Below are 23,484 nucleotides of genomic sequence, written 5' to 3' on the forward strand. Positions count from 1 at the left end.
TCAGTCGTTACGCAGCTCGTCGATCACGGGTGCGGTCTCAGGCCGCACCCCACGCCATACATAAAACGATTCTACTGCCTGCTCCACCAGCATACCCAGCCCGTCAAACACTCGGGTAGCGCCGTTGTCCTGCGCCCATTGGTTGAAGGTGGTGGTCTGCAGGGAATACATCATGTCGTACACCACCGTATTGCCCGCCAGAATCGACGCCGGCACCGGCGGCAGGTCACCCTGAAGGCTGGCGCTGGTGCCGTTGATCACCAGGTCAAACGCTCCGGCTGCCTGTTCGAAACCGCAGGCAGAGAGTGCGGTATCACCGGCCTCACCGGCAAACAGGCGCACCAGCGCCTCGGCCTTGGCCACGGTGCGGTTGGCGATGGTCAGGCTGGCGGGTGCTTCTGCCAGGATCGGCCCCAGCACACCCCGCACCGCACCGCCGGCACCCAATACCAGGATACGCAGGCCTTTGAGGGCCACGCCGTGGTTGCGGGTGAGGTCCCGCACCAGGCCAACACCGTCGGTGTTGTCAGCCACCAGGGCATCGTCGGCATCCAGGTACAGGGTGTTGGCGGCACCGGCCTTTTCGGCCCGCGGAGTGCGATGGTCAGCCAGGGTCCAGGCTTGCTCCTTGAACGGTACGGTTACGTTCAGGCCTTTGCCGCCACGCTCGAAAAAGTGCCTGATGGTGCCGGTAAAATCGTCCATGGGCGCCTGGATGGCGGTGTACTCCACCGGCTCGCCGGTCTGGCTGGCAAACAGGCTGTGAATACGGGGGGATTTGCTGTGGCTGATGGGGTTACCCACCACCGCATAGAGTTCATTTGTCATCGCTTTGCTCCAGCCAGTTCCGTCCGGTCAGGAAATAATCCGTCAAACGCGCCTCTTCGCTGCCCGGCTCCGGCTTCCGGTCGTAGTCCCAGCGCACCAGCGGCGGCAGTGACATCAGGATCGACTCGGTGCGCCCGCCAGACTGCAACCCGAACAGGGTGCCCCGGTCGTACACCAGGTTGAACTCCACATAGCGACCACGGCGGTAAAGCTGGAATTCCCGCTCCCGTTCGCCCCAGGGGGTGTCCATCCGGCGCCGGACAATCGGCTCATAGGCTTCAATATAACTGTCGCCCACCGCCTGCATAAAGGCAAAGTCCTGCTCGAAATTTCCGGTGTTGTAATCATCGAAGAACAGGCCGCCCACGCCCCGGGGCTCCTGGCGGTGCTTCAGGTAGAAATAGTCGTCGCACCACTGCCTGAACTTCGGGTACACCTCGTCGCCGAACGGCTGGCAGGCGTTACGGGCCGTCTGGTGCCAGTGCACGCAATCGTCATCAAAACCGTAGTAGGGAGTCAGATCGTAGCCGCCGCCAAACCAGTACACCGGCTCGCCGTCTTTCGGGGTGGCAATGAAAAAGCGCACGTTAGCGTGGGAGGTCGGCACATAGGGGTTCTCCGGGTGTATCACCAGTGATACACCCATGGCCTGCCAGGGAGCACCGGCCAGGTGCGGGCGATGCGCCGTGGCAGAAGCCGGCATGGTATCGCCCATCACATGGGAAAAGTTCACCCCGCCTTTTTCGATCACACCGCCATCGGCCATCACCCGGCTGATACCACCGCCACCCTCCGGCCGGTCCCAGCTGTCACGAATGAAGGACGCACGGCCATCCACGGCTTCCAGCCGCTGGCAAATGCGTTCCTGGAGGCCCAGAAGGTATTCTTTTACGGCCCGGGTATCCGGCTGCTGTGACATGCTTGCTCCTAACGAAACTGTTTTCCGGTAACGATATCAATAATCCGGCTGGGTTTGCGGTTGCCGCCCAGGGCGCCGGGCACGATGCGGTCGAGCTGGTTGCCGAAATAGCGGCGCACCTGCCAGATGTTGCGGGCCGGCTGGCGGCCAGCCGGGTTGCAGGAAGTCGACACCAGCGGCATGCCGGTGGCCTCGCACAGGTCCCGAACCACCGGGTGGTCACTCACGCGCACGGCAATGGTGCTGTGCCGGCCGCGAACCCAGTCCGGGATCTGTACCAGCACATCCGGCACCAGGCAGGTGATCGGCCCGGGCCAGTGTTGCTCGGCTTCCCATTGCAACACCCGGGGCAGGGGATCCAGCAGGAAGCGTACCTGCTCCACCGAGGCGGCCACCAGGATCATGCCCTTTTCCATGGGCCGCTGCTTGAGCTCCAGGATCCGCTCAACCGCGTCCTGGTTCCAGGGATCGCAGCCCAGGCCCCAGACTGCTTCGGTAGGGTAGGCAATCACGCCGCCGGCCAGCACGGTGCGCCGGGCACAGTGTAATTGCCAGGGATTCAGGGAAGACTTCGCCGCCATAGTGAAACCGGTCAATCCACACAGATTATGGGTGATGATGCACCGGTCAGCCGGCTCTCAGGTAACCTCCCGGAGCCGAATGGGCCAGCCCTTCCAGTTCCAGTAACAACAGGGACTGCATCAGCTGGTCCGCTGGCAGGCCGGTGAGCTGGCTCAGTGCATCGGTAGATTGCGGATCATACCCCAAAGCCTCGAATACCGCGATTTCCCGGCTATCCAAACCGGCCAGCGCCGGCCCGTTATCCACAGCCTCCCCGGCCTCCGGCTGCGCCTGCATTGACCACCAGGTGCCCAGTTCTTCCAGGATGTCATCAGCGGTTTCCACCAGCCGGGCCCCCTGTTTGATCAACTGGTGGCAGCCCCGGGCTACCGGGCTGTGCACCGAACCGGGAATGGCGAACACTTCCCGGCCCTGTTCCAGCGCGGTACGGGCCGTAATCAGCGAACCGCTCTTCAGGCTGGCCTCCACCACCAGCACACCCCGGCTAAGGCCACTGATAATCCGGTTACGCTGGGGGAAGTAAGCGGCCCGGGCCTGGGTGCCGGGCGGGTATTCCGAGACAATCAGGCCGTTTTCGATAATCCGGTGTGCCAGCTGCCGGTGCTGGGCGGGATACAACCGGTCGAGCCCGCAACCCACCACGGCCACGGTCGGGTGGCCGGCATCCAGGGCACCTGCATGGGCGGCACCATCAATCCCCAAAGCCAGGCCGCTGGTCACCAGCAAACCCCGCCGGCCCAGCTCGGCAGCGAATTTCCGGGCATGGTCCAGGCCCGTACGGGTGGCGTTGCGACTGCCCACCACGCCGATCTGGTCCTGCAGCAACAAGCCGGTATCGCCCAGTGCGTATAGCAGCATGGGCGCATCGTGTATCTGGCGCAGGGCTTCCGGGAAGTGGTCATGGTGCTGGCCGATCAGCCGGATACCGTGCTGCCGGCATTGCGACCGGATTTTCATCAGTTCCGCCAGCACCGGGTGGGACAGGTCTTCGGCTTGCCAGCCATGGATCGCCGACATGGTTTCAGCCGACAGCCCCAGCGCTTTCAGGGTGGCCGGGTTCATCGACAGGACGTCAGTCAGGCAGTCGGCATTGGCCAGCACCCGCTCGCGGGCACGGGTGGCAAAGCGGGGTAACAGGGAAAGCAGCAGCCACTGGTTGTCCAGCGACCGGTCAAGACTCGATACAGACATTTTTTCATCCTTGAAAACAACAATGGCCGGACACTCCGGTCCGGCCATTTTACCTCAGCACACAGGCCTGATCAGGCCCGGGCTCAGGGGTTAACTACCTTGTCGCCCACCGCCAGCGGGCGGGTCGCCTTGAGAATCAGGCCGTAGCTCATCTTCTCGTAGGTCTGGAACACCATCAGCAGGCCGGCACGCTCGGACGGCAGCTCGATGGTTTCATTAGTAACCGGGTCACGCACCAGGTTGCCACTCTTGAGAATGGCCATCACGTTGCCAGGCTTCAGGCCTTCACGCTCGCCACGGTTGATCGCCACCACGTTGTACTGGCCAATCTGGTTTACACCACCGTCTACCGAGATCATCACGCCTTCGATGTCCTGATCCGGAGAACTGGGCACAAAGTTGGTGGTCAGGCGACGGTCTTCGTTCACCAGCAGGCGATCGCCAATGCGCACTTCCTCGCTGGACTTGTTCAGGTTAACGGTCAGGACGTCGCCGTCCTCAGCCGCAACGGTACCGCGGGCAATGCTGCGGGCTTCCAGGCCCAGGAATTCGCCGGTTTCCGGATCACGGAATTCCTTGCTGCGGCGGAACACACCCACGCGGTCGGCGGGCTTCTCGCCACGGGCGTAGATCTTGTCGCCGGCACCAGTAATGATGCGGCTGTCTTCACCTTCCAGCACGTAGGGCGCGCCGCTCAGTTCTTCCGGCGACACAATGCGGGTATCGGTCAGGAAGCTGGCAATGGCGTCCAGCGGGATGGCAGGAATTGGCGTGTCGATGGCTTCAGAGCGAACCTGCGGCGACAGCTTCACCACATCGCTGGTGGCCACCTTGGTGATGCGTGGCTTGCCGTCGATATACACCAGTGCCAGGCGATCGCCCGGGTAGATCAGATGAGGGTTGGCAACCTGCGGGTTCACGTGCCAGATTTCCGGCCAGTACCAGGGGTTATTCAGAAATCGCCCTGAAATGTCCCAAAGGGTATCCCCTTTCACGACAGTGTAACGCTCAGGATGATCAGCCCTGAACTCGGGTTCTGCATGGGCCCAGGAGGTAAACAGCAGCGCCGTGGCTGCCAGAGCGTACAACAGTTTCCTCATTGTCTGTATCCTTGATCGCGTGCCTAGAATCTATGCGTTAGGTAATGCCGCTGCGGTATGACGGCAGCTTATTACGTTGTTATTCCCGTTACTATAGAAGAAGTCTGGCGATTTGTGATGTTATCTTTTGTTCTTCCAGTGAATTCTTTGGTTTCCCTGAAAGATTTTAGCTATCGACTGATCAGTTTGTACTCAATCGGTAATTTATCGGATAATACAGGCCAAGACGTTACTTCATGATAGGTTCATGAAGAAATTTTGCGCAGACCGCTGTCGCATTTCAGAGAAGCCAAGGCACTATGATTCTAGAAATTCTTGAGTATCCGGATCCCCGTCTTCGCACCATCGCCAAGCCGGTGAATGAGGTGACCGACGAAATCCGCACCCTGATCGACGATATGTTCGAGACCATGTACGATGCCCGCGGCATCGGCCTGGCGGCTACCCAGGTAGACGTACACAAGCAGATCATCGTGATGGACCTGTCCGAAGACAAGAGCGAGCCCCGGGTATTCATCAACCCGAAGGTGGAAGTGCTGGACGGAGACCTGGAAGCCATGCAGGAAGGCTGCCTGTCGGTACCAGGCTTCTACGAAGACGTGAAGCGTATCGAACACTGCCGGATTACCGCCAAAGACCGTAACGGCGAAGAGTTCGTCCTTGAAGCCGAAGGCCTGCTGGCCGTGTGTATCCAGCATGAAATGGATCACCTGAACGGCAAGCTGTTTGTGGATTACCTCAGCTCGCTCAAGCGCAACCGCATTCGCAAGAAGCTGGAAAAGCTGCACAAGCAGAGCGCCTGAGACAATGGCTGAAGCATCGCCAGCGCAGAACTGAATTCAGACCGGGTTACGACCCGGTTTTTTCGTATCAACGACACAGAGAAGCAACCACCGTGCGCATTGTTTTTGCCGGAACACCGGATTTTGCCGCCATTGCCCTGAAGGCCCTGCTGGAAGCCGGCCATAATGTGGTGGGCGTATACAGCCAGCCCGACCGCCCTGCTGGCCGTGGCCGCAAACTCATGCCCAGCCCGGTCAAACAGGTGGCACTGGATGCCGCCATTCCCGTGTTCCAGCCGGTCAGCCTGAAGCCCGAAGAGGCCCAGCAGGAGCTGGCGGCACTGCAACCGGATGTAATGATCGTCGCCGCGTACGGTTTGATCCTGCCCAAAGCCGTGCTGGAGATCCCGACCCACGGTTGCCTGAATATCCACGCCTCCCTGTTGCCGCGCTGGCGCGGTGCCGCTCCGATCCAGCGGGCCATTGCCGCCGGCGATGCCGAAACCGGTATTACCATCATGCAGATGGATGAAGGCCTGGACACCGGTGCCATGCTGCTGAAAGTGAGCACTCCGATAAACGCCGACGACACCGGCGGCAGCCTGCACGACCGACTTGCCGACATGGGCGGCGAAGCCATCGTGGACGCACTGACCCGGCTGGCGCAAGGGGAGCTGACCGGAGAGCCCCAGGACGATGCCGACGCCAACTACGCCCATAAGCTGTCCAAGGAAGAAGGCCACATCGACTGGAGCCGCAGCGCCACCGACATCGAACGACTGATCCGCGCCTTCAACCCCTGGCCCGGCACCTTTACCGACCTGGGCGAACAACGCATCCGCATTCACCGGGCATCTGCGCTGGAGCAGGGCAGCGGCAAAGCCCCCGGCACGGTACTGAGCCGGGAGCGGGATAGCGTTGAGGTGGCCTGCGGCACCGGCAGCCTGAAAATCACCTCGGTCCAGTTGCCGGGCAGCAAGGCCCAGAGCATCAACGACCTGATCAACGGCGGCAAGCAAGTACTGTTGCCCGGCCAGGAGCTGAACTGACCATGGCCTACCAGCCCCTGCCGTTTCGTGCCGTCGCCGCCAACGTGTTGCTGGCGGTAGAAAACGGCCAGTCATTAACCCAATGCCTGCCGCCGGCCCTGAACCAGTTACCGCCGGAGCAACGGCCCCAGCTGCAAGCCATCTGCTATGGCACCTGCCGCTGGTTTCACCGGCTTGACGGCGAGCTGAACCAGCGCCTGAAAAAGCCCCTGCGCAAACCGGACCGGGTGATTCACCACCTGATGCTGGTGGCCCTGTTCCAGCTGAGATTCAGCGAACAAGCCACCTACGCGGTGTTGAACGAAACCGTAGAAGCCTGCCGGGCGCTGGACAAGCCGCACCTGACCGGGCTGGTCAACGGCGTATTGCGGGCGGCGGAAAGGGAAGGGGCGCCGGAGCCGAACGACGACAGCAGCCGCTACAGCCACCCGGTGTGGATGGTGGAAAAGCTGCGTCACAACTGGCCGGAAGACTGGCAGGCCATTCTGGACGCCAACAACACCCAGGCCCCCATGACCCTGCGGGTAAACGCCCTGCGTTTCCGCCGTGACGAATACCTGGATTTGCTGGCCGAGGCCGGTATCGAAGCCAGGCCAACCCGTTTTGCCCCCCAAGGCATTCAGCTGGAACGCCCGGTACCGGTCGAGCGCCTGCCCTGGTTCGAAGACGGCGGTGCCAGCGTCCAGGACGAAGCCGCCCAGCTGTGTACCACCCTGCTGGACCTGCAACCCGGCCAGCGGGTACTGGATGCCTGCGCCGCGCCCGGCGGCAAGACCTGCGCCATCCTGGAAGCCTGTGGCGAACTGGATGAAGTGGTCGCCATCGACGAATCAGCCGAGCGCCTGCCCCGGGTCCAGGAAAACCTCGACCGGCTCGACCTGCACGCTACCCTGACCCAGGCCGATGCCGCCGATATCGACAGCTGGTGGGACGGCACCCCGTTCGACCGCATCCTGCTGGACGTACCCTGCAGCGCCACCGGCGTGATCCGCCGGCACCCGGACATCAAACTGCTGCGCCGGGAGTCCGACATTGTGCCCCTGGCCAGCATCCAGCTTGGCCTGCTCGACGCCATGTGGTCTATCCTGAAACCGGGTGGTCGGCTGGTGTATGCCACCTGTTCGGTGTTTCCCCAGGAGAACCACCGTATAATCCAGCGATTCCTCAAGCAGCAGGAACAGGCAACGCTGGTTCAGATCAATGCCGACTGGGGCCGCGACATGGACACCGGGCGCCAGCTGCTACCAGACCCGGACAGCCACGACGGCTTTTTCTATGCCGTGCTGGAGAAACCTGACGCATGAAAATCCTGATTCTCGGCGCCGGCCAGGTGGGCGGCACCCTCGCTGAAAACCTGGCCAACGAAGCCAACGACATCACCGTGGTGGACAACGACAGCGTGCGCCTGCGGGAACTGCAGGACCGGCTGGATATCCGCACCATGCACGGCCGGGCCTCGTACCCCACCATCCTGAAAGATGCCGGCGCCGAAGACGCCGACATGGTGATTGCGGTGACCAACAGCGATGAAACCAACATGGTGGCCTGCCAGGTCACCAAGCTGCTGTACAAAACCCCCACCACCATCTGCCGCGTGCGCGCCGGGGCGTATCTGGGCAAGCAGGAACTGTTCTATAACAAGGACACGGAGAAAGAGCTGGACCGTTTGCGGGGCTTCCCGATTGATGTACTGATCAGCCCGGAACACCTGGTGACCCAGCACATTACCCGGCTGATCGAATATCCCGGCACCCTGCAGGTACTGGAATTCTCAAAGGGCCTGGCAAGGCTGGTAGCCATTCGGGCGACCCAGGGTGGCCCGCTGGTCGGGCGGGAGCTGTCTTACCTGCGCACCCACATGCCCAAGATCGACACCCGGGTAGCGGCCATCTTCCGCAAAGACCGCGCCATCATGCCCCAGGGCGACACGGTGATCGAAGACGGCGACGAGGTGTTCTTCATTGCCGCCGCCGACCACATCCGCTCGGTGATGAGCGAACTGCAGCCGCTGTCCAAACCCTACAAGCGCATCTTTATCTGTGGTGGCGGCAACATCGGCTACCGCCTGGCCAACACCCTGGAAAGCCGCTACCAGGTCAAGATCCTGGAGCGGGACCACGAGCGCTGTGTGATGCTGTCCGAGCGCCTGCAGAAAACCGTGGTGCTGGAAGGCAATGCCGCCAACAAGGACATCCTGCTGGAAGAAAACATCGAAAGCACCGATGTATTCTGTGCCGTCACCAACGACGACGAAGCCAACATCATGGCGTCGTTGCTGGCCAAGCGCCTGGGTGCCCGCAAGGTACTGACCCTGATCAACAACCCGGACTACGTAGACCTGATCCAGGGCGGCGACATCGACGTGGCGATTTCTCCCCAGCAGACCACCATCGGCAGCCTGCTCACCCACGTGCGCCGTGGCGACGTAGTAAATGTTCACTCACTGCGCCGGGGCGCGGCCGAGGCCATCGAAGCGATTGCCCATGGCGATCACCGGTCCTCCAAGGTGGTGGGCAAGCGGCTGGATGAAATCCACCTGCCGCCGGGCACCACCATCGGCGCCATCGTGCGCCATAACGAAGTGCTGATCGCCCACGACCACCTGCGGGTGCAGCCGGACGACCACGTAATCCTGTTCCTGGTGGACAAATCCCGCATCCGGGATGTCGAAAAACTGTTCCAGGTGGGCCTCACCTTCTTCTGATTGACCCCAGACAAAACAACACCCTGGCTGGCACTTAGAAATGCAGCGCCAGCCAGCGTATAATGCGCGTTTTCAAAATTCGGAGTGCTCCGTAACGCGGGGCGCCACACACAGACTGACCAGCAGGCAAACGTCGTGACAGACAAGGCAACCAACAACTCCGCGCCGGATATCAAGACCTTCCAGGGTCTGATCCTGGCATTGCAGAATTTCTGGGCGCAGCACGGCTGCGTGGTTCTCCAGCCCCTCGACATGGAAGTGGGCGCCGGTACTTTCCACCCGGCCACTTTCCTGCGATCCATCGGCCCGGAAACCTGGAACTCCGCCTACGTTCAGCCCAGCCGCCGCCCGACCGACGGCCGCTACGGCGAAAACCCGAACCGCCTGCAGCATTACTACCAGTTCCAGGTAGTGCTTAAACCGTCACCGGACAACATCCAGGAGCTGTACCTGGACTCCCTGCGTGCCCTGGGCCTGGACCCGCTGGTGCACGACATCCGCTTTGTGGAAGACAACTGGGAATCCCCGACACTGGGCGCCTGGGGCCTGGGCTGGGAAATCTGGCTGAACGGCATGGAAGTCACCCAGTTCACCTACTTCCAGCAAGTGGGCGGACTGGAATGCTATCCGGTCACCGGCGAGCTGACCTACGGCCTTGAGCGCATTGCCATGTACATCCAGGGCGTGGACAGCGTGTACGACCTGGTCTGGACCAACGGCCCGGATGGCGTGGTCACCTACGGCGACGTGTTCCACCAGCAAGAGGTGGAGATGTCCACCTACAACTTCGAACACGCCGACACCGAGTTCCTGTTCCACAGCTTCGATGTGTACGAGCGGGAAAGCGCCCGCCTGATCGAAGCCGGCCTGCCGCTGCCCGCCTACGAGCAGGTACTCAAGGCCTCCCACACTTTCAACCTGCTGGACGCCCGCCACGCCATTTCCGTGACCGAGCGCCAGCGTTTCATCCTGCGCGTACGCACCCTGGCACGTTCAGTCGCCCAGGCCTACTTCGAAAGCCGCCGCAAGCTGGGCTTCCCGCTGGCTCCGGAGCATCTCCGCAAGGAAGTACTGGCCGCCGCTGAAGCCGCCGACGCCAAGGCAAGCAAGAAGGGCAAGAAAGCCAACAAGGCACCGCAGGAACAGGGGAACGCATAATCATGGCAACACAGGATTTTCTGGTCGAACTGGGTACCGAGGAACTGCCTCCGAAAGCCCTCAAGCCACTGTCTGACGCCTTCACCCAGGGCATTGTCAAAGGCCTGGAAGAAGCCGGCGTAGAATTCGGTGCCGTGGAAAGCTTCGCGGCCCCCCGCCGCCTGGCCGTGCGCATCCGTAACCTGGCCGATGCCCAGCCTGACAAGGCGGTCGAAAAGCGCGGCCCGGCCGTGAAAGCCGCCTTCGACGACTCCGGCAACCCCACCCGGGCGCTGACTGGCTTTGCCACCTCCCTGGGCATTACCCCGGACCAGCTCGACACCCTGGAAACCGACAAGGGCGCCTGGCTGGTGTATCGCACCGTCGAAAAGGGCAAGCCCACCGTCGAACTGATGCCCGAGCTGGTGGAGAAATCCCTGGCCGCACTGCCCATTCCCAAGCGCATGCGCTGGGGCGCCGGCAAAACCGAATTCGTACGCCCGGTGCACTGGCTGGTGCAGCTTTACGGCAACACCGTGATTGAAACCCCGGTGATGAACCTGAAGCCCGGCAACAAAACCCGCGGCCACCGGTTCCACTGCCCGAAAGAGCTGATTGTGCCGACCCCAGCCGACTACGAAGTGGTGCTGAAGCAGGAAGGCTACGTACTGGCGGACTTCGCCGAGCGCCGCGAGCAGATCCGTGCCGGTGTCAACGCCCTGGCCGAGAAAGAAGCTAACGGCAAGGCCGTGATCGACGAAGACCTGCTGGACGAAGTCACCGCGCTGAACGAGTGGCCGGTACCGCTGATGGGCCGCTTCGAAGACCGCTTCCTGGAAGTGCCGGCCGAAGCGCTGATCTCTTCCATGAAGGAGCACCAGAAGTACTTCCACGTGGTGGATGCCAGCGACAACATGCTGCCGCTGTTCATCACCGTGGCCAACCTGGAAAGTAAAGATCCTTCACAGGTGATCTCCGGTAACGAGAAAGTGATCCGCCCGCGCCTGTCGGATGCCGCCTTCTTCTACGAGACCGACCGCAAGACCAGGCTGGAAGACCGCATCGAGGCCCTCAAGCCCATCGTGTTCCAGGACAAGCTCGGCAGCATTTACGACAAATCGGTGCGGGTAGCAGCCCTGGCGAAGAAGATCGCCGAGGCCATCAACAGCGACCCGGCCCTGGCCGAACGTGCCGCCATGCTGGCCAAGACCGACCTGGTGACCGAAATGGTGCTGGAGTTCACCGACCTTCAGGGCATCATGGGCCAGTACTACGCTGCCAACGATGGTGAGCACGAAGACGTCGCCAAGGCCCTGAACGAGCAGTACATGCCGCGCTTTGCCGGCGACGACCTGCCCACTACCCTGACCGGTTGTGCGGTGGCCATCGCTGACCGTATCGACTCGCTGGTAGGCCTGTTCGGCATCAACCAGCCGCCGTCCGGCACCCGTGACCCGTTCGCCCTGCGCCGGGCTTCCCTGGGTGTGCTGCGCATCATCATCGAGCGTCAGCTGCCGCTGGACCTGCAGACCGTGTGCGAATGGGCCGAGCAGAACTTCACCGTGCTGACCGAGAACAACACCGCCAGCACCGTAGTGGACTACATGCTTGACCGCTTCCGCGCCCATTACGACGAGCAAGGCATTGGCGCTGAAGTGTACCTGGCCGTACATGCCCGCCGCCCGACCCGCCCGCTGGACTTCGACCGCCGGGTAAAAGCGGTGGAAGCCTTCCGCCAGCTGCCGGAAGCCCAGGCCCTGGCCGGCGCCAATAAGCGGGTGTCCAACATCCTCACCAAGCAGGGTGGCGACAGCATCGGCGAGGCTGTGGATAACTCACTGCTGCAAGATGCCGCCGAAAAGAACCTGGCCGCCAGGGTAGAAGAGCAGGCGCAGAAAGTGCTGCCGCTGTTCGAACAGGGTGACTACGCCAGCGCGCTGACCTCCCTGGCCAGCCTGCGCGAGCCGGTAGACACCTTCTTTGACGAAGTCATGGTGATGGCAGACGACGAGGCCGTGCGTAATAACCGCCTGGCCCTGCTCAACCGCCTGCGCAACCTGTTCCTGCGGGTAGCCGACATCTCCCTGCTGCCAACCGCAGGCTGAAGGGCGGCTCCGCAGTTATACGGATAAATTTCCCCACGGATGGGGGTAGTAAAACGGCCGGCAATCCGTATAATACCGGCCGTTGATCGGCGTGTAGCGCAGCTTGGTAGCGCACTTCGTTCGGGACGAAGGGGTCGGAGGTTCGAATCCTCTCACGCCGACCATTTTCCCTCCTTGTTTTGTTTTTTCCTATTTTAGTTTTCCAACGCTGTTCCATTCCGGGTTCTTACACCCCAAGCCCATGAATTTCTGTATCCTTAGTAAATCTGCTCATGATTAAAGGGGTATTTTGATGAATGAGGCGATCGCCCGGCTACGTCAGTTCCGGGATGACAGAGACTGGAAACAATTCCACAACCCGAAAGACCTGTCGCTGGCCCTGAGTATCGAGGCGTCGGAACTGCTGGAGCTGTTCCTGTGGAAATCTCCGGACCAGGCCGATGTCAGTAAGGTAAAGGAAGAACTGGCCGACGTGATTGCCTACGCGTTGCTGCTGGCAGACAGCTATGAGCTGGACGTGGAACAGATTGTTCTCGACAAGATTGCCCTGAACGAAAAGAAATACCCGGTCAGCAAAGCCAGGGGCACCGCGAAGAAGTACACCGAGCTATGAGCCATTCGCCGATGGTGGAGATTCAGCGCTACCCCTTCAGCCGGGATGCCCTGAACGACCTGCGCGATAATGCTTTTGCCGCGGGCAACTGGCCCCTGGTTTACGTACTCAGTGACGAAAAGCGCCGGCGCGCCTACATCGGCGAAACCACCGACACGCTCACCCGCATGAGCACCCACCTCAAGCATGACGAAAAGCAGCTGCTGACTGCGGTTCACCTGATCACCAGCGAGTACTTCAACAAATCCGCCACCCTGGATGTGGAATCCCTGCTGATCAAGTACATGGCCGCCGATGGCAAGTACACCCTGCTCAATGGCAACCTGGGGCTGGCTGACCACAACTATTACCAGCGCGGTGCCCTGTATGAAGAGGTATTCCGGGAAGTCTGGAACCGGTTGATTGCCAAGGGGGTTGTGTCCCGCACCCTGGACCACCTTGATAACTCCGATGTCTTCAAATACTCCCCTTACAAATCCCTGTCCTTCGATCAGCGCCAGGGCCTGCTCACCATCATGCACGAGCTGCTCAACCCCGGTGTGAAGAACATCGTGGTGGAAGGTGGAGCCGGCACCGGCAAATCCGTGCTGGCGATCTTTCTGTTCAAGCTGCTGCATTCGGAAGAACACCAGGTCAATCTGAGGGAATTCTCCGAGGAAGAGGCCGAAATCCACTCTTTGCTCTCGTCGCTCAAGGCCCTCATGCCAAAACCGAAAATGGCATTGGTGGTGCCCATGACCTCGTTCCGAACCACCCTGAAGAAAGCCTTCAGGCATGTTGCCGGGCTCAGCCCCGACATGGTCATCAGCCCGTCTGAGCTGACCAGACAACGCTACGATATTGTGCTGGTGGACGAGTCCCACCGCTTGCGCAAACGCAAGAACCTGGGTGCTTACTTCGGCAGTTTCGACAAGGCCTGTACCGCGCTGGGCATGGACAAGCACACCTGCAGCGAAGTGGACTGGGTGTGCCAGCAGGCGGACAAGGCGATCTTTTTCTACGATGAAGGCCAGTCCATCAAACCGTCTGACGCCAATGTTGAGGTGTTCCAGCGCCTGAAAGCTGCCAGCGGCTCGGTAACCCACCGGTTACTGTCCCAGTTCCGGGTTAAGGCCGGACAGCCCTATGTGGAGTTTGTGGATAAGTTACTGAACGGCCGTGTTGATGACGGCGTGGTGTTCACCGCCAAAAACTACGAGTTTGAGGTGTTCGACTCCCTCAAGGACCTGGTCCGTACCATCAATGAAAAGGAGGAGCAGGTCGGGCTGTCACGGCTGATCGCCGGTTACTCCTGGCCCTGGGCCTCAAAGAAGGATAGTGAGGCCTACGACATCGTGATCGACGATGTTCAGCTCCGCTGGAACAGCACTAATACCGACTGGATCAACAAGGATGGCTCACACCGGGAAGTCGGCTGCATTCATACCACACAGGGCTATGACCTGAACTATCTTCGGAGAGGAGATCCGGTACGACCCGAAAAGCCAGTCCATAGTCATCGAAAAGGATAACTACCACGACCGCACCGGCGGCCAAGGCATCAAAGACCCGGAAGAGCTGAAGCAATACATCATCAACATCTACCGAACCATCATGCTGCGCGGCATCCGCGGCACCTTTGTCTACGCCTGTGACGATGCACTGCGCGAATATCTGAAACAGCACATTCCGGTTCATGCTGCTCACGTCGAAAAGCCTGAAGCCACCAACGTGGTGGAGTTGAAACCTTATGTGAACGCCGTGCCGCTGTTTGACCTGCAGGCGGCTGCGGGGGATTTCGGAGCACTCAGTGATGTCACCGACCTTGACCCTACCCAGCACCCAGACTGGGTCGCAGTTCCCGACGGAGTCCGGGTCCGCGAAGACATGTTTGCCTGCCGGGTGATCGGCGAATCCATGAACCGGGTTATTCCCAATGGAGCCTTGTGCCTGTTTCGGACGGAGCTTGGCGGGTCCAGAAACGGAAAGACTGTTCTGGTGGAGAGTATGGACAGCATTGATGCCGATTCAGAGTCACGTTACACAGTGAAGGTTTATGAAAGTTTCAGAGCGGAAGACGAGAATGGTTGGCGTCACGAACATATTCGGTTGAATCCCAACTCCCATGATGAAAGCTTCCAGCCACTTGAACTGAACGATGAAGAGGCTTTTCGATACCGGGTGGCGGGAGTGTTTGTATGTCTTATTGACGAGCAGCACACCTAGAATCTCTAAACTGATAGATTCAATAAAATATCAAAAGATAAGCAATTAAATTGATTTTTATCGACTAAAAAACCATTATAGTGGCTATTAGTTTCAATAAGTCTTTGAAATATCACTTTACTGATAAGCCGGCAAACATCATGCAAACCAAACAGGCACTACTGACAGCTATCACCGAAGAGATCCGCCATCTGCAGACCCTGGCGGAGCGCATCGAAGCGTCTGAAGAGCCGGACTTACACCCGCTCTCCGAGTTGGCGGAGCTGCTTCAAGCCCGCAGAAAGGCGCTTGACCTGAATGCGGCAGACGTAGGCGAACTGTGTGGCATCTCACCCACCACCTACCGGGCCATAGAGAACGGCACTGGCAACCCCACACTTCGCACCCTCGAAGGCATAGGGTCGGTCCTTAACTTCCGGATCTGGATCGAACTGAAATGAAAGCCCGGGTAAAAATGAAGGGCCTGGTTGCGGGAATCCTGGAAAGGAAGGGGAGCACCGTTCGCTTCCAGTACGACAAAGCCTACCTGCAGCTAGGCCAGCCAGCCCTCAGCCTTAGCCTGCCACTGCGTGAACAACCCTATGAATCAGAGGGGTTACCGGCTTACTTCAGCGGCCTTGTCAGTGAGGGTTGGCTGAAGCGGGTGCAGGCGACTGAGCAACACATAGACCCGAACGACGAGTTTTCCCTGCTGGTACACAACGGCAACGACCTGCCCGGAGCAGTAACCATTGAACTGTTTGATCTGTCTTAAATCACTGCCCGAGAGCGCCCGTATTCAGTACCACGGTGCCTGTCTTGGGCAGCTGTTTGGCACCCGAAAGGTCAACCTGGCATTGGCAGAAAGCCGCAAAGACCTGGTGACAGCCATACCACGGAAAACCCATGGTTTCTCGATCAGCGGCGTCCAGATGAAAGCCCAGCTAGCCATCGAGGCGGGTAAGCTCAAGCTTGTGGACAGTAACGGCCAGTTCATCATGAAACCCTCACCGGAAGAATATCCCTACGTGGCCGAAAACGAGCATGCCACCCTTACACTGATGCGGAGAGTCGGTTTCCCGGTGCCCCCATGCGGACTTATAAGCCTGAAGGATGACCACCTGGTATTTGTCATCCGCCGCTACGACCGGGACGTTGAAAGTGGTGCTCGAATCCACCAGGAAGATGCCATGCAGGCTTTGGGGATTTCCAACGCGGATTCCTCCCGAAAATACACGGCGGCCAGCTATCAGGAAGTCATTGAGCTGGTGATTGAGCACGGCGGCATGGCAGTTGCCATGGAGCTTCTGGAAAGACTGGTGTTCAGCTATCTGGTGGGCAACGACGACCATCACCTGAAAAACATCAGTTTCTTCCATGAACCGGTGTTCAAACTGACCCCTTGCTACGATGTCCTCGCCTCATCCCTTTACAGTTCAAAGGCGGAAAACCCCATGGCACTCAAAGTGCTGAAAGACGGGGAGCCCGAATATTACCGAACCATGGGTAATGGCTATTATGCCGGCTCGGATTTCGTGGAGCTCGGGGTTAAGGCAGGGCTGATTGGCAAAGTGGTAAAAAATCGTATCCAGGGTCTGGCCATGAAAGTTCAGAAAACCGCCCCAGCCATAATCGAGGCTTCGTTCATGCCAGAGGACATGAAAAGTCGTTACCAGTCACTGGTCTCGGAGCGGCTGCGGTTTGTTTCGCTACTGGAGCCTGGTCCGGAATGACAGAGCCTCACTGCTCCACCACAATCAACTCCCCAAGCTCAAACCCCTCAGCCTCAGCCCGCGCCTTAAACGCCTCCAGCACCTCGTCACTCACTTCCGGCGTGCGGGACATCAGCCACAGGTAATCCCGGTTGTAGCCAGTCAGGTAGGCGGTGGTGTAGCCCGAACACCACGTAAGAGCCGTAGAAAGGCCCGAAGAAGGACACTTTCAGGTAGCCCACGTCGCTGGCGCCGACAAATTTTGCCCGGCCTTCGGCTTCTTGCCATTCGCCTTCCTCGGCGTTGTAGCCCCGGTTGATGACCTTGATGCTGCCGTCGTCGTTCAGGGTGTATTCGGCAGTCACCTTACTCAGGCCTTCCTCGAAGGAGTGGTCCAGGCGGGCGATTTCATACCAGGTGCCCAGGTAGCGATCTTTGTCGAAGCCGGTGACCGGTTCGATGCCTTCAGGCAGGCCGGTGCAGCCGGAGAGCAGGATCAGGGCGGAAAGCAGGAGTGTTATCGGTTTCATGCGGCAGGGCTCCGGGCTGGAAGGATCTGGTGCCAACCATAGCAAAGCGGCAAGCAAAGATCCCCATGCGGGTGTTAAGCTCCAAAACGCTGTGGCGCTCGTATACCCAGCGTTAACCAACCAAGGAGTCGAATATGATCGGATACGTAACCATCGGCGTCAGCGATATGAACCGTGCGAAGCAGTTCTACAGCGACCTGCTGGGCGAGCTCGGCGGCAAGGTGCTGCTGGACATGGAACGCATTGCGTTCATTGGCGAGAGCATGGCCAAGCCGATGCTGGCAGTCTGCACCCCGTTCAACGGCGAGCCCAACCATCCGGGCAACGGCAACATGCTGGCCATTCAACCGGGGTCCAAGGAAGCTGTGGATAAGTTCTACAAGAAGGCCATCGACCTGGGCGCTACCTGTGACGGCGAACCGGGCCAGCGTATTCCGAACCAGTTCTACGGCGCTTACGTGCGCGATCCGGACGGCAACAAGCTGGCGTTCTATCACTTCGGCTGATCAGCCGCCGGCAACGGGGCCAGGCACATGCTGTCGGCCCCATTGCCTACCTCATTCCCTACGTTTTTATAGCCTCACACCGACAGATGGCGCCGGAACAGCGCCAGTGCGCTTGAGAAAAACACTCCGCCAATGGCCACCAGCGCCAGCATTTGCGGCCACACCACCTCCAGCCCGGCACCCCGGTACAGAATAGCCTGGGCCATGCTCACAAAGTGGGTAGTGGGGGCGGCCAGCATGATGTTCTGCACCAGGTCCGGCATGCTTTCCCTTGGGGTGATGCCGCCAGACAGCAGCTGCAAGGGCAGGATGGTGAGGATCAGCAGCAGACCGAACTGGGGCATGGTGCGGGCCACGGTGCCGATCAGGATGCCGATGGCGGTGGTGGAGAACAGGTGAATGAGCGCCCCCAGCAGGAACAGCCACACAGAGCCGGCAATGGGTACGTTCAGCCAGCCCTGAATCACCAGGGTGATCGACACAGACGCCGCCAGCAACACTACCAGGCCGTTGGCCCACACCTTGGACGCCATAATCTCGAACGGCCGCAGCGGCATCACCATCAGGTGCTCCACGGTGCCGTGTTCGCGCTCGCGAATCAGCGCTGCGCCGGTCAGGATGATGCTGATCAGGGTCACCTGGGTGATCAGCTCCATCACACCACCAAACCAGGTGCCATCCAGGTTGGGGTTGAAACTGGCGCGGGTCACCAACGTCACCGGCAGGCCGTCGGTGGAACTGCCCGGCTGCAGGAATTCCGCCACTTCGGTCATGGCGAAGCGTTCTATGTAGGTGGTGCCGATAAAAGCCTGGCTCATGCGGGTGGCGTCTATGTTCAGCTGCAGGCTTACCGGCTGGCCCTCGCGCACCTTGCGCTCGAAGCCTTCCGGGATCACCAGGGCGAAGGTGTGGCTGCCCTTGTCCAGCAGGTCGTCTATCTGGTCATAGCGCACCATGTCTGGCGGCAGAAACCAGGGCTGCTGCAGGGCATTGATGACCCGGCCGGAGAGCACGGTCTGGTCTTCATCCACCACCGCCACCGGGGCGTTGTGCAGCTCCATGGAACCGGCGGAGCCGGCGGTGTAAATCATCAGGGTGAAGGCCACCAATACGAACACCATCAACACCTTGTCCTGCCAAAGGCTGCGCAGTTCCTTGATGCCCAGATGCCAGATGTTACCGAGAGATTCCATCATCAGCGCCCCTGTTTCCGCAGCAGTACCATGGCCAGGCCGGTCAGCACCGGAATAAACGCCGCCAGCGCCAGAAACGCGCCCTGCATGTCTGCCAGGGTCAAACCCTTGGTGAACACGCCCCGGCTGATCTGCAAAAACCAGGTGGCCGGCCAGAAGGGGCCGATCCAGGCGCCAGCACCGCTCAGGGACGATACCGGCTCGGTCAGGCCGGAGAACTGCACGGTGGGCAGAATACTGAGTATGGCGGTGGCCGCCAGGGCGGCAATCTGTGTGGAGGCAAAGGTGGACATCACCTGGCCCAGGGCGGTGGTGGCGGTGACAAACAGCAAGGCGCCAAAGGTGAGGGTAAGCAGGCCGCCCTTGAGGGGCACATCAAACACATAGACCGCCAGCAACACCAGGCTGGCGTAGCTGACCATGCTGAAGGCGATGTAGGGCAACTGCTTGCCCAGCAGGAATTCCAGCCGGGTGACCGGGGTTACGTACAGGTTGGTGATGGAGCCCAGTTCTTTCTCCCGGACAATGCCCAGGGCCATCAGTATGGCCGGGATGAAGATGAGCAGGATCGGAATCACCGCCGGCACCATGGCATCCAGGCTGCGGAAATCCTGGTTGTAGCGGTAACGGTCTTCCAGGCTGACCAGGCTCAAGGTGGGTACTTCGCCCCACGCCTGCCGGGCCTGTTCGCTCAGGTAACTGATGTGCATACCCTGCACGTAGCCGAGGATGGTTTCGCCCCGGAACGGCATGGCGCCGTCCACCCACACCGCCAGCTCGGTGTCGCGGCCCCGTTTCATATCCCGGCCAAAGCCGGAAGGAATCTCGATAGCCAGGCTCAGCTCCCCGGAGCGCATGCGCCGCTCCAGCTCCTCCGCCGTCGACAGCGCCGGTTGCTCGACAAAATAGCGGGAGCCGGAGATCGCCGCGATGTAATCCCGGCTCTGGGGCGTCTGGTCCCGGTCCAGCACCGCAAAGGGCAGGTCTTCTACATCCATGGTGATGCCGTAGCCCAAAATCAGCATCAGCAGGGCCGAGCCGATAAAGGCAAAGGCCATGCGGATCGGGTCCCGCAGCAGTTCCCGGGCTTCGCGCCGGCCGTAGGCCAGCAGCCGTTGCGGGCTGAAGGTCTTGGGACGTTCCGGCAAACTGCTGTCCCGGCTCAGCAGTTTGCCGCTGGTCTGGCTTTCCGGTTCCTTGTCCACCGCTTCCAGGGTGGTCATAAAGGCGCCTTCCAGGCTGTCACTGCCGGTTTGTTCGATCAGTGCTTGGGGTGTGTCGCAGGCCAGTACTTCGCCGGCGTGCATCAACGAAATGCGGTCGCAGCGCTCGCCTTCGTTCATAAAGTGGGTGGAGATAAAGATGGTCACCCCGTCTTCCCGGGACAGCCGCATCAGCAGCTGCCAGAACCGGTTACGGGCGCCGGGGTCTACGCCGGATGTGGGTTCATCCAGAATCAGCAGTTCCGGCTCGTGCACCACCGCCACCGCTAAAGACAATCGCTGGCGCACCCCCAGCGGCAGTGCGCCGGCCTGGTGGTCCAGCACCTCTTCCAGGCCGAATTCCCCGGCCAGGCTGCTGATGCGCCCGGCAATTTTTGCCTCCGGCAGGTGGAACAGCCGGGCGTGCAGGTCCAGGTTCTGGCCCACGGTCAGCTCGCCGTACAGGGAGAACGACTGGGACATGTAGCCCACCTTGCGGCGGGTGGCCAGGTCTTTGGCATTCAGCGGCTCACCGAACAACGCCACCTTACCCTCGGTGGGGGTCAGCAGGCCGGTGAGCATTTTCATGGTGGTGGTTTTGCCGCAGCCGTTGGAGCCCAGAAAACCGAAGATCTCGCCTTTCGGGATGGTAAAGCTGACGTCTTTGACCGCGGTGAAGCTGCCGAATTTCAGGGTCAGGTTCTCCGCCACGATGGCCGGAGTGCTGTTTTCGGGAGTGGGTGAAGCTGTCGCTTGTGCCGATACCGGCACGCCCAGCTCCTGCTCCCGGCGGCTGTCCGGCAGCAGGGCGATAAAGGCGTCGTCCAGGTTATCGGTGCCGGTTTGCTGGCGCAGCTCGGCAGGGGAGCCGGTGGCCAGCACTTTGCCTGCGTCCATGGCCACCAGCCAGTCGTAGCGTTCCGCTTCTTCCATGTAGGCGGTGGCGACCAGCACGCTCATGCCACTACTTTGCCCGCGGATGGTGTCGATCAGGTCCCAAAAGCGTTTGCGGGAAAGCGGGTCTACGCCGGTGGTGGGCTCGTCCAGAATCAGCAGGTCCGGGTTGTGGATAAGTGCGCAGCACAGGCCCAGTTTCTGCTTCATACCGCCAGACAGCTTGCCGGCGGGGCGGTCCCGGAAGGCCAGCAGGCCGGTGGCATCCAGCAGGCGGTCGATCTGCAGCCGGCGGGAGGCGCCGGTGAGGCCGAACAGGTCGGCAAAGAAGGCAATGTTCTCGTCCACCGTCAGGGTGTGGTACAGGTTGCCGCCCAGGCCCTGGGGCATATAGGCAATGCGCGGAGCGGCCCGGTTGCGAAACCGGTGGCTGGCCATGTCGCCGCCCAGCACCTGCAAACGCCCCTGTTGTAACTCCCGGGCACCGGCAACCAGCCCCAGCAGGGTGGATTTACCCACCCCGTCCGGGCCGATCAGGCCCACCATGCAGCCAGCGGGGAAATCCAGCGTAATGTCGCACAGCGCAGCGGTTTCCCCGTAGCGGTGGCTGATTCCTTCCAGCCGGGCTACGGTGTCAGTCATTGGGCAGGCTCGCCTTCAGGCTGTCGGGCCAGGGCAGGCTTTCATCCAGCCGCACATAGGCTTCGCCCGGCACACCGGTTTTTACCCGGTCCCGGTAAGCTTTGAGCAGGTCCGGATTGATGCGGATGCGTACCCGGAACATCAGCTTCTCCCGCTCGCTGCGGGTTTCTACCGATTTGGGGGTGAACTGGGCTTCTGCCGCCACAAAGCTGACCTCCGCCGGCACCACGTAATCCGGCAGGGCATCCAGGATGATGCGTGCTTCCGAGCCTACCCGCACTTTGCCGGCCTGGGCCGTGGGCAGGAAGATGGTCATGTAGACGTCGGTCACATCCAGCACTGTGGCCACCTTGCCGCCGGCGGCCAGTACTTCACCGGGTTCCGCCAGCCGGTAGAGCACCCGGCCACCCACCGGGGTGGAAAGCTGGCTGTCATCAATGTTGGTCTGGATCTGCCGGATGGCGGCCCGGGCCGATTCAATGCCGGCATCGGCCGAAGCCACCTGTACCCGGGCCGCCTGCAGGGCAGCCCCGGCGGTTTCTGCCGCCGTGCGGGTGCGGTCCAGCTGCTCCCGGGAGGCATGGCCCCGGTCGACCAGGGTTTCAATACGGGCGAGTTCACCACGGGCATAGCGCTGCTCGCTTTCCCGCTGCACGACGATGGCTTCAGCCAGCAGCCGGGCCTGTTCGGCCTGGTGCAGGTTGGCTTCGGCAGCCGCCGCACGGGCCTTGAGTTCGTCGGTGTCCATTACCGCCAGCAGCTGGCCGGCTTCTACCATGTCGCCTTCACGCACCTCGAAGGATTCAAGGCGCCCGGGTATGCGGGTGGCGATATCCACTTCGGTGGCTTCAATACGGCCGTTGCCGGAAGCAATGTGCTCGGGGAGTTCGTCGCCGTGCGGCATCAGGTACCAGACAGCAGCCGCTATCACAGCCACAATCAGCAGTGCCAGCAGGAGTTTGGAGGCAATTTTGGCGCTTTTACCGGCCATATGACGTCCTTGATCAGATGAGTACTACGGAAGGGAAGTATAGAAAAAAAGTGTGACGATAGGGCTGACAGGAGTCAAGATAGCTTACGATCTATCCCGTCTGTCAGCCTGCGACACCCCTAATAAGCGCCGCGGATCAGATCAATTCCCGGCTTCAACACTTCCCGCCAGGCTTCGCGCAGTGCCGGCGTGTATTCAGGATCGTGCGTGCGCACGGTTTTCAGCAATGAGTCTTCCCACAAGTCATACCACTCAGGCTGGATGTTGTGGTTGTGCCGGTTGTGGCTTTCGCCCAAGTCCTTGAGTTTGCGATCAGACATTCCGCGGGCGACCAGGATGATCTGCATAACACCATTACGCAGCAGGTGGCGCTGGGCGCCCATGTCGGTATTCTCAAAGCGGTTGCGAATGGCATCGGAGCTGGACATGAAGAAGTTGTAGAAATCCACGAAGAATTCATCTTTGCGGCAACATCGGCCATAACTCTGAAAAACCAGGTCCGTATTGTTCATTTGCAATGGGTGTCCTTGAAACAGGCGGAATGATGTGATGATGGCGCGCATTCTAAGCTTGCGACCGAAAATAGCCATAGCGGCATCCCGCTACTACCAATGGCTGCG

At 60.5% G+C, this 23,484-nt stretch carries 23 protein-coding genes, 1 tRNA gene and 1 pseudogene; 14 read left to right on the forward strand and 11 right to left on the reverse strand.

Annotated features, from left to right (window positions below):
* The 5 genes from aroE to LWH94_RS09030 form a co-directional block, all read right to left on the reverse strand.
* Complete coding sequence (aroE, locus tag LWH94_RS09010; RefSeq protein ID WP_232901961.1) at positions 1–828, reverse strand: shikimate dehydrogenase; 828 nt, start codon at positions 826–828, stop codon at positions 1–3.
* Entirely contained in the window at positions 818–1,747 is a 930-nt protein-coding gene (gene hemF / locus LWH94_RS09015; protein ID WP_232901962.1) for an oxygen-dependent coproporphyrinogen oxidase, read from the reverse strand. The genes aroE and hemF overlap by 11 nt, the downstream gene beginning before the upstream one ends.
* 8 nt (positions 1,748–1,755) lie before the next feature.
* Positions 1,756–2,328, reverse strand: a complete 573-nt coding sequence (locus tag LWH94_RS09020) for an L-threonylcarbamoyladenylate synthase (protein ID WP_094624336.1) — start codon at positions 2,326–2,328, stop codon at positions 1,756–1,758.
* Between the two features lie 46 nt (positions 2,329–2,374).
* On the reverse strand, positions 2,375–3,520 hold the full coding sequence (gene dprA / locus LWH94_RS09025; RefSeq protein ID WP_232901963.1) for a DNA-processing protein DprA: 1,146 nt from the start codon (positions 3,518–3,520) through the stop codon (positions 2,375–2,377).
* Positions 3,521–3,603: 83 nt separating this feature from the next.
* Positions 3,604–4,620 carry a LysM peptidoglycan-binding domain-containing protein gene (locus LWH94_RS09030; protein ID WP_232901964.1) on the reverse strand — a complete coding sequence of 339 codons (1,017 nt, stop codon included), beginning with the start codon at positions 4,618–4,620 and terminating at the stop codon, positions 3,604–3,606.
* A gap of 299 nt (positions 4,621–4,919) precedes the next feature.
* Here LWH94_RS09030 and def point away from each other — a divergent pair, with 299 nt between their 5' ends.
* From def to LWH94_RS09095, 13 genes and pseudogenes are all read left to right on the forward strand, one after another.
* Positions 4,920–5,423, forward strand: coding sequence for a peptide deformylase (gene def, locus LWH94_RS09035; protein WP_058342206.1), 504 nt, complete (start codon positions 4,920–4,922; stop codon positions 5,421–5,423).
* A 92-nt stretch (positions 5,424–5,515) separates the two neighbouring features.
* Positions 5,516–6,451, forward strand: a complete 936-nt coding sequence (fmt, locus tag LWH94_RS09040) for a methionyl-tRNA formyltransferase (protein ID WP_232901965.1) — start codon at positions 5,516–5,518, stop codon at positions 6,449–6,451.
* 2 nt (positions 6,452–6,453) lie between these two features.
* On the forward strand, positions 6,454–7,755 hold the full coding sequence (rsmB, locus tag LWH94_RS09045; RefSeq protein ID WP_232901966.1) for a 16S rRNA (cytosine(967)-C(5))-methyltransferase RsmB: 1,302 nt from the start codon (positions 6,454–6,456) through the stop codon (positions 7,753–7,755).
* Positions 7,752–9,155: a Trk system potassium transporter TrkA gene (trkA, locus tag LWH94_RS09050; RefSeq protein WP_232901967.1), complete on the forward strand. Its 1,404-nt coding sequence runs from the start codon at positions 7,752–7,754 to the stop codon at positions 9,153–9,155. Before rsmB ends, trkA begins: the two co-directional genes overlap by 4 nt.
* A gap of 135 nt (positions 9,156–9,290) precedes the next feature.
* Positions 9,291–10,313, forward strand: coding sequence for a glycine--tRNA ligase subunit alpha (glyQ, locus tag LWH94_RS09055; protein WP_022990430.1), 1,023 nt, complete (start codon positions 9,291–9,293; stop codon positions 10,311–10,313).
* A gap of 2 nt (positions 10,314–10,315) precedes the next feature.
* The gene (gene glyS, locus LWH94_RS09060; RefSeq protein ID WP_232901968.1) at positions 10,316–12,397 is read left to right on the forward strand and encodes a glycine--tRNA ligase subunit beta; all 2,082 of its coding nucleotides are present in this window, start codon (positions 10,316–10,318) and stop codon (positions 12,395–12,397) included.
* An 87-nt stretch (positions 12,398–12,484) separates the two neighbouring features.
* Positions 12,485–12,561: transfer RNA gene (locus tag LWH94_RS09065), tRNA-Pro, on the forward strand.
* Between the two features lie 128 nt (positions 12,562–12,689).
* The gene (locus tag LWH94_RS09070) at positions 12,690–13,010 is read left to right on the forward strand and encodes a nucleotide pyrophosphohydrolase (RefSeq protein WP_232901969.1); all 321 of its coding nucleotides are present in this window, start codon (positions 12,690–12,692) and stop codon (positions 13,008–13,010) included.
* Positions 13,011–13,525: 515 nt separating this feature from the next.
* Positions 13,526–14,585 (forward strand): annotated as a pseudogene (locus LWH94_RS09075) (DNA/RNA helicase domain-containing protein); the annotation flags it as partial.
* An 18-nt stretch (positions 14,586–14,603) separates the two neighbouring features.
* Entirely contained in the window at positions 14,604–15,215 is a 612-nt protein-coding gene (locus LWH94_RS09080; protein ID WP_232902002.1) for a S24 family peptidase, read from the forward strand.
* A 140-nt stretch (positions 15,216–15,355) separates the two neighbouring features.
* A complete protein-coding gene (locus LWH94_RS09085; protein ID WP_022990426.1) occupies positions 15,356–15,655 on the forward strand; it encodes a helix-turn-helix domain-containing protein in 300 nt (99 codons plus the stop codon).
* Positions 15,652–15,969: a HipA N-terminal domain-containing protein gene (locus LWH94_RS09090; RefSeq protein ID WP_022990425.1), complete on the forward strand. Its 318-nt coding sequence runs from the start codon at positions 15,652–15,654 to the stop codon at positions 15,967–15,969. The genes LWH94_RS09085 and LWH94_RS09090 overlap by 4 nt, the downstream gene beginning before the upstream one ends.
* Positions 15,947–16,927: a type II toxin-antitoxin system HipA family toxin gene (locus LWH94_RS09095; protein ID WP_232901970.1), complete on the forward strand. Its 981-nt coding sequence runs from the start codon at positions 15,947–15,949 to the stop codon at positions 16,925–16,927. Before LWH94_RS09090 ends, LWH94_RS09095 begins: the two co-directional genes overlap by 23 nt.
* A 7-nt stretch (positions 16,928–16,934) precedes the next feature.
* Here the strand turns inward: LWH94_RS09095 and LWH94_RS19525 are convergent, their stop codons facing one another.
* Positions 16,935–17,039, reverse strand: coding sequence for a hypothetical protein (locus LWH94_RS19525; protein WP_332875484.1), 105 nt, complete (start codon positions 17,037–17,039; stop codon positions 16,935–16,937).
* Positions 17,014–17,436 (reverse strand): lipocalin family protein, encoded by a 423-nt coding sequence (locus LWH94_RS09100; protein ID WP_332875485.1) that lies wholly within the window; start codon positions 17,434–17,436, stop codon positions 17,014–17,016. Before LWH94_RS09100 ends, LWH94_RS19525 begins: the two co-directional genes overlap by 26 nt.
* Before the next feature lie 134 nt (positions 17,437–17,570).
* On the opposite strand from LWH94_RS09100, the gene LWH94_RS09105 reads away from it, so the two are divergent.
* On the forward strand, positions 17,571–17,942 hold the full coding sequence (locus LWH94_RS09105; protein WP_199457688.1) for a VOC family protein: 372 nt from the start codon (positions 17,571–17,573) through the stop codon (positions 17,940–17,942).
* Positions 17,943–18,016: 74 nt separating this feature from the next.
* Here the strand turns inward: LWH94_RS09105 and LWH94_RS09110 are convergent, their stop codons facing one another.
* From LWH94_RS09110 to LWH94_RS09125, 4 genes are all read right to left on the reverse strand, one after another.
* Entirely contained in the window at positions 18,017–19,135 is a 1,119-nt protein-coding gene (locus LWH94_RS09110) for an ABC transporter permease (RefSeq protein ID WP_232902003.1), read from the reverse strand.
* A gap of 2 nt (positions 19,136–19,137) precedes the next feature.
* Positions 19,138–21,873, reverse strand: coding sequence for a ribosome-associated ATPase/putative transporter RbbA (rbbA, locus tag LWH94_RS09115; RefSeq protein ID WP_232901971.1), 2,736 nt, complete (start codon positions 21,871–21,873; stop codon positions 19,138–19,140).
* Entirely contained in the window at positions 21,866–22,864 is a 999-nt protein-coding gene (locus LWH94_RS09120; RefSeq protein WP_232901972.1) for an HlyD family secretion protein, read from the reverse strand. Before LWH94_RS09120 ends, rbbA begins: the two co-directional genes overlap by 8 nt.
* Before the next feature lie 119 nt (positions 22,865–22,983).
* A complete protein-coding gene (locus LWH94_RS09125) occupies positions 22,984–23,454 on the reverse strand; it encodes a globin domain-containing protein (RefSeq protein ID WP_442914979.1) in 471 nt (156 codons plus the stop codon).
* Positions 23,455–23,484: the final 30 nt, after the last annotated feature.

It is taken from the genome of Marinobacter sp. G11, assembly GCF_021282325.1.
Classification (GTDB): Bacteria; Pseudomonadota; Gammaproteobacteria; order Pseudomonadales; family Oleiphilaceae; genus Marinobacter; species Marinobacter vinifirmus.

Coding starts and splice junctions, on each gene's coding strand:
- aroE (WP_232901961.1), bottom strand. CDS start 828: ATGACAAATGAACTCTATGCGGTGGTGGGTAACCCCATCAGCCACAGC.
- hemF (WP_232901962.1), bottom strand. CDS start 1,747: ATGTCACAGCAGCCGGATACCCGGGCCGTAAAAGAATACCTTCTGGGC.
- LWH94_RS09020 (WP_094624336.1), bottom strand. CDS start 2,328: ATGGCGGCGAAGTCTTCCCTGAATCCCTGGCAATTACACTGTGCCCGG.
- dprA (WP_232901963.1), bottom strand. CDS start 3,520: ATGTCTGTATCGAGTCTTGACCGGTCGCTGGACAACCAGTGGCTGCTG.
- LWH94_RS09030 (WP_232901964.1), bottom strand. CDS start 4,620: ATGAGGAAACTGTTGTACGCTCTGGCAGCCACGGCGCTGCTGTTTACC.
- def (WP_058342206.1), top strand. CDS start 4,920: ATGATTCTAGAAATTCTTGAGTATCCGGATCCCCGTCTTCGCACCATC.
- rsmB (WP_232901966.1), top strand. CDS start 6,454: ATGGCCTACCAGCCCCTGCCGTTTCGTGCCGTCGCCGCCAACGTGTTG.
- trkA (WP_232901967.1), top strand. CDS start 7,752: ATGAAAATCCTGATTCTCGGCGCCGGCCAGGTGGGCGGCACCCTCGCT.
- glyS (WP_232901968.1), top strand. CDS start 10,316: ATGGCAACACAGGATTTTCTGGTCGAACTGGGTACCGAGGAACTGCCT.
- LWH94_RS09070 (WP_232901969.1), top strand. CDS start 12,690: ATGAATGAGGCGATCGCCCGGCTACGTCAGTTCCGGGATGACAGAGAC.
- LWH94_RS09080 (WP_232902002.1), top strand. CDS start 14,604: ATGCTGCGCGGCATCCGCGGCACCTTTGTCTACGCCTGTGACGATGCA.
- LWH94_RS09085 (WP_022990426.1), top strand. CDS start 15,356: ATGCAAACCAAACAGGCACTACTGACAGCTATCACCGAAGAGATCCGC.
- LWH94_RS09090 (WP_022990425.1), top strand. CDS start 15,652: ATGAAAGCCCGGGTAAAAATGAAGGGCCTGGTTGCGGGAATCCTGGAA.
- LWH94_RS19525 (WP_332875484.1), bottom strand. CDS start 17,039: ATGTCCCGCACGCCGGAAGTGAGTGACGAGGTGCTGGAGGCGTTTAAG.
- LWH94_RS09100 (WP_332875485.1), bottom strand. CDS start 17,436: ATGAAACCGATAACACTCCTGCTTTCCGCCCTGATCCTGCTCTCCGGC.
- LWH94_RS09105 (WP_199457688.1), top strand. CDS start 17,571: ATGATCGGATACGTAACCATCGGCGTCAGCGATATGAACCGTGCGAAG.
- LWH94_RS09110 (WP_232902003.1), bottom strand. CDS start 19,135: ATGGAATCTCTCGGTAACATCTGGCATCTGGGCATCAAGGAACTGCGC.
- rbbA (WP_232901971.1), bottom strand. CDS start 21,873: ATGACTGACACCGTAGCCCGGCTGGAAGGAATCAGCCACCGCTACGGG.
- LWH94_RS09120 (WP_232901972.1), bottom strand. CDS start 22,864: ATGGCCGGTAAAAGCGCCAAAATTGCCTCCAAACTCCTGCTGGCACTG.
- LWH94_RS09125 (WP_442914979.1), bottom strand. CDS start 23,454: ATGGCTATTTTCGGTCGCAAGCTTAGAATGCGCGCCATCATCACATCA.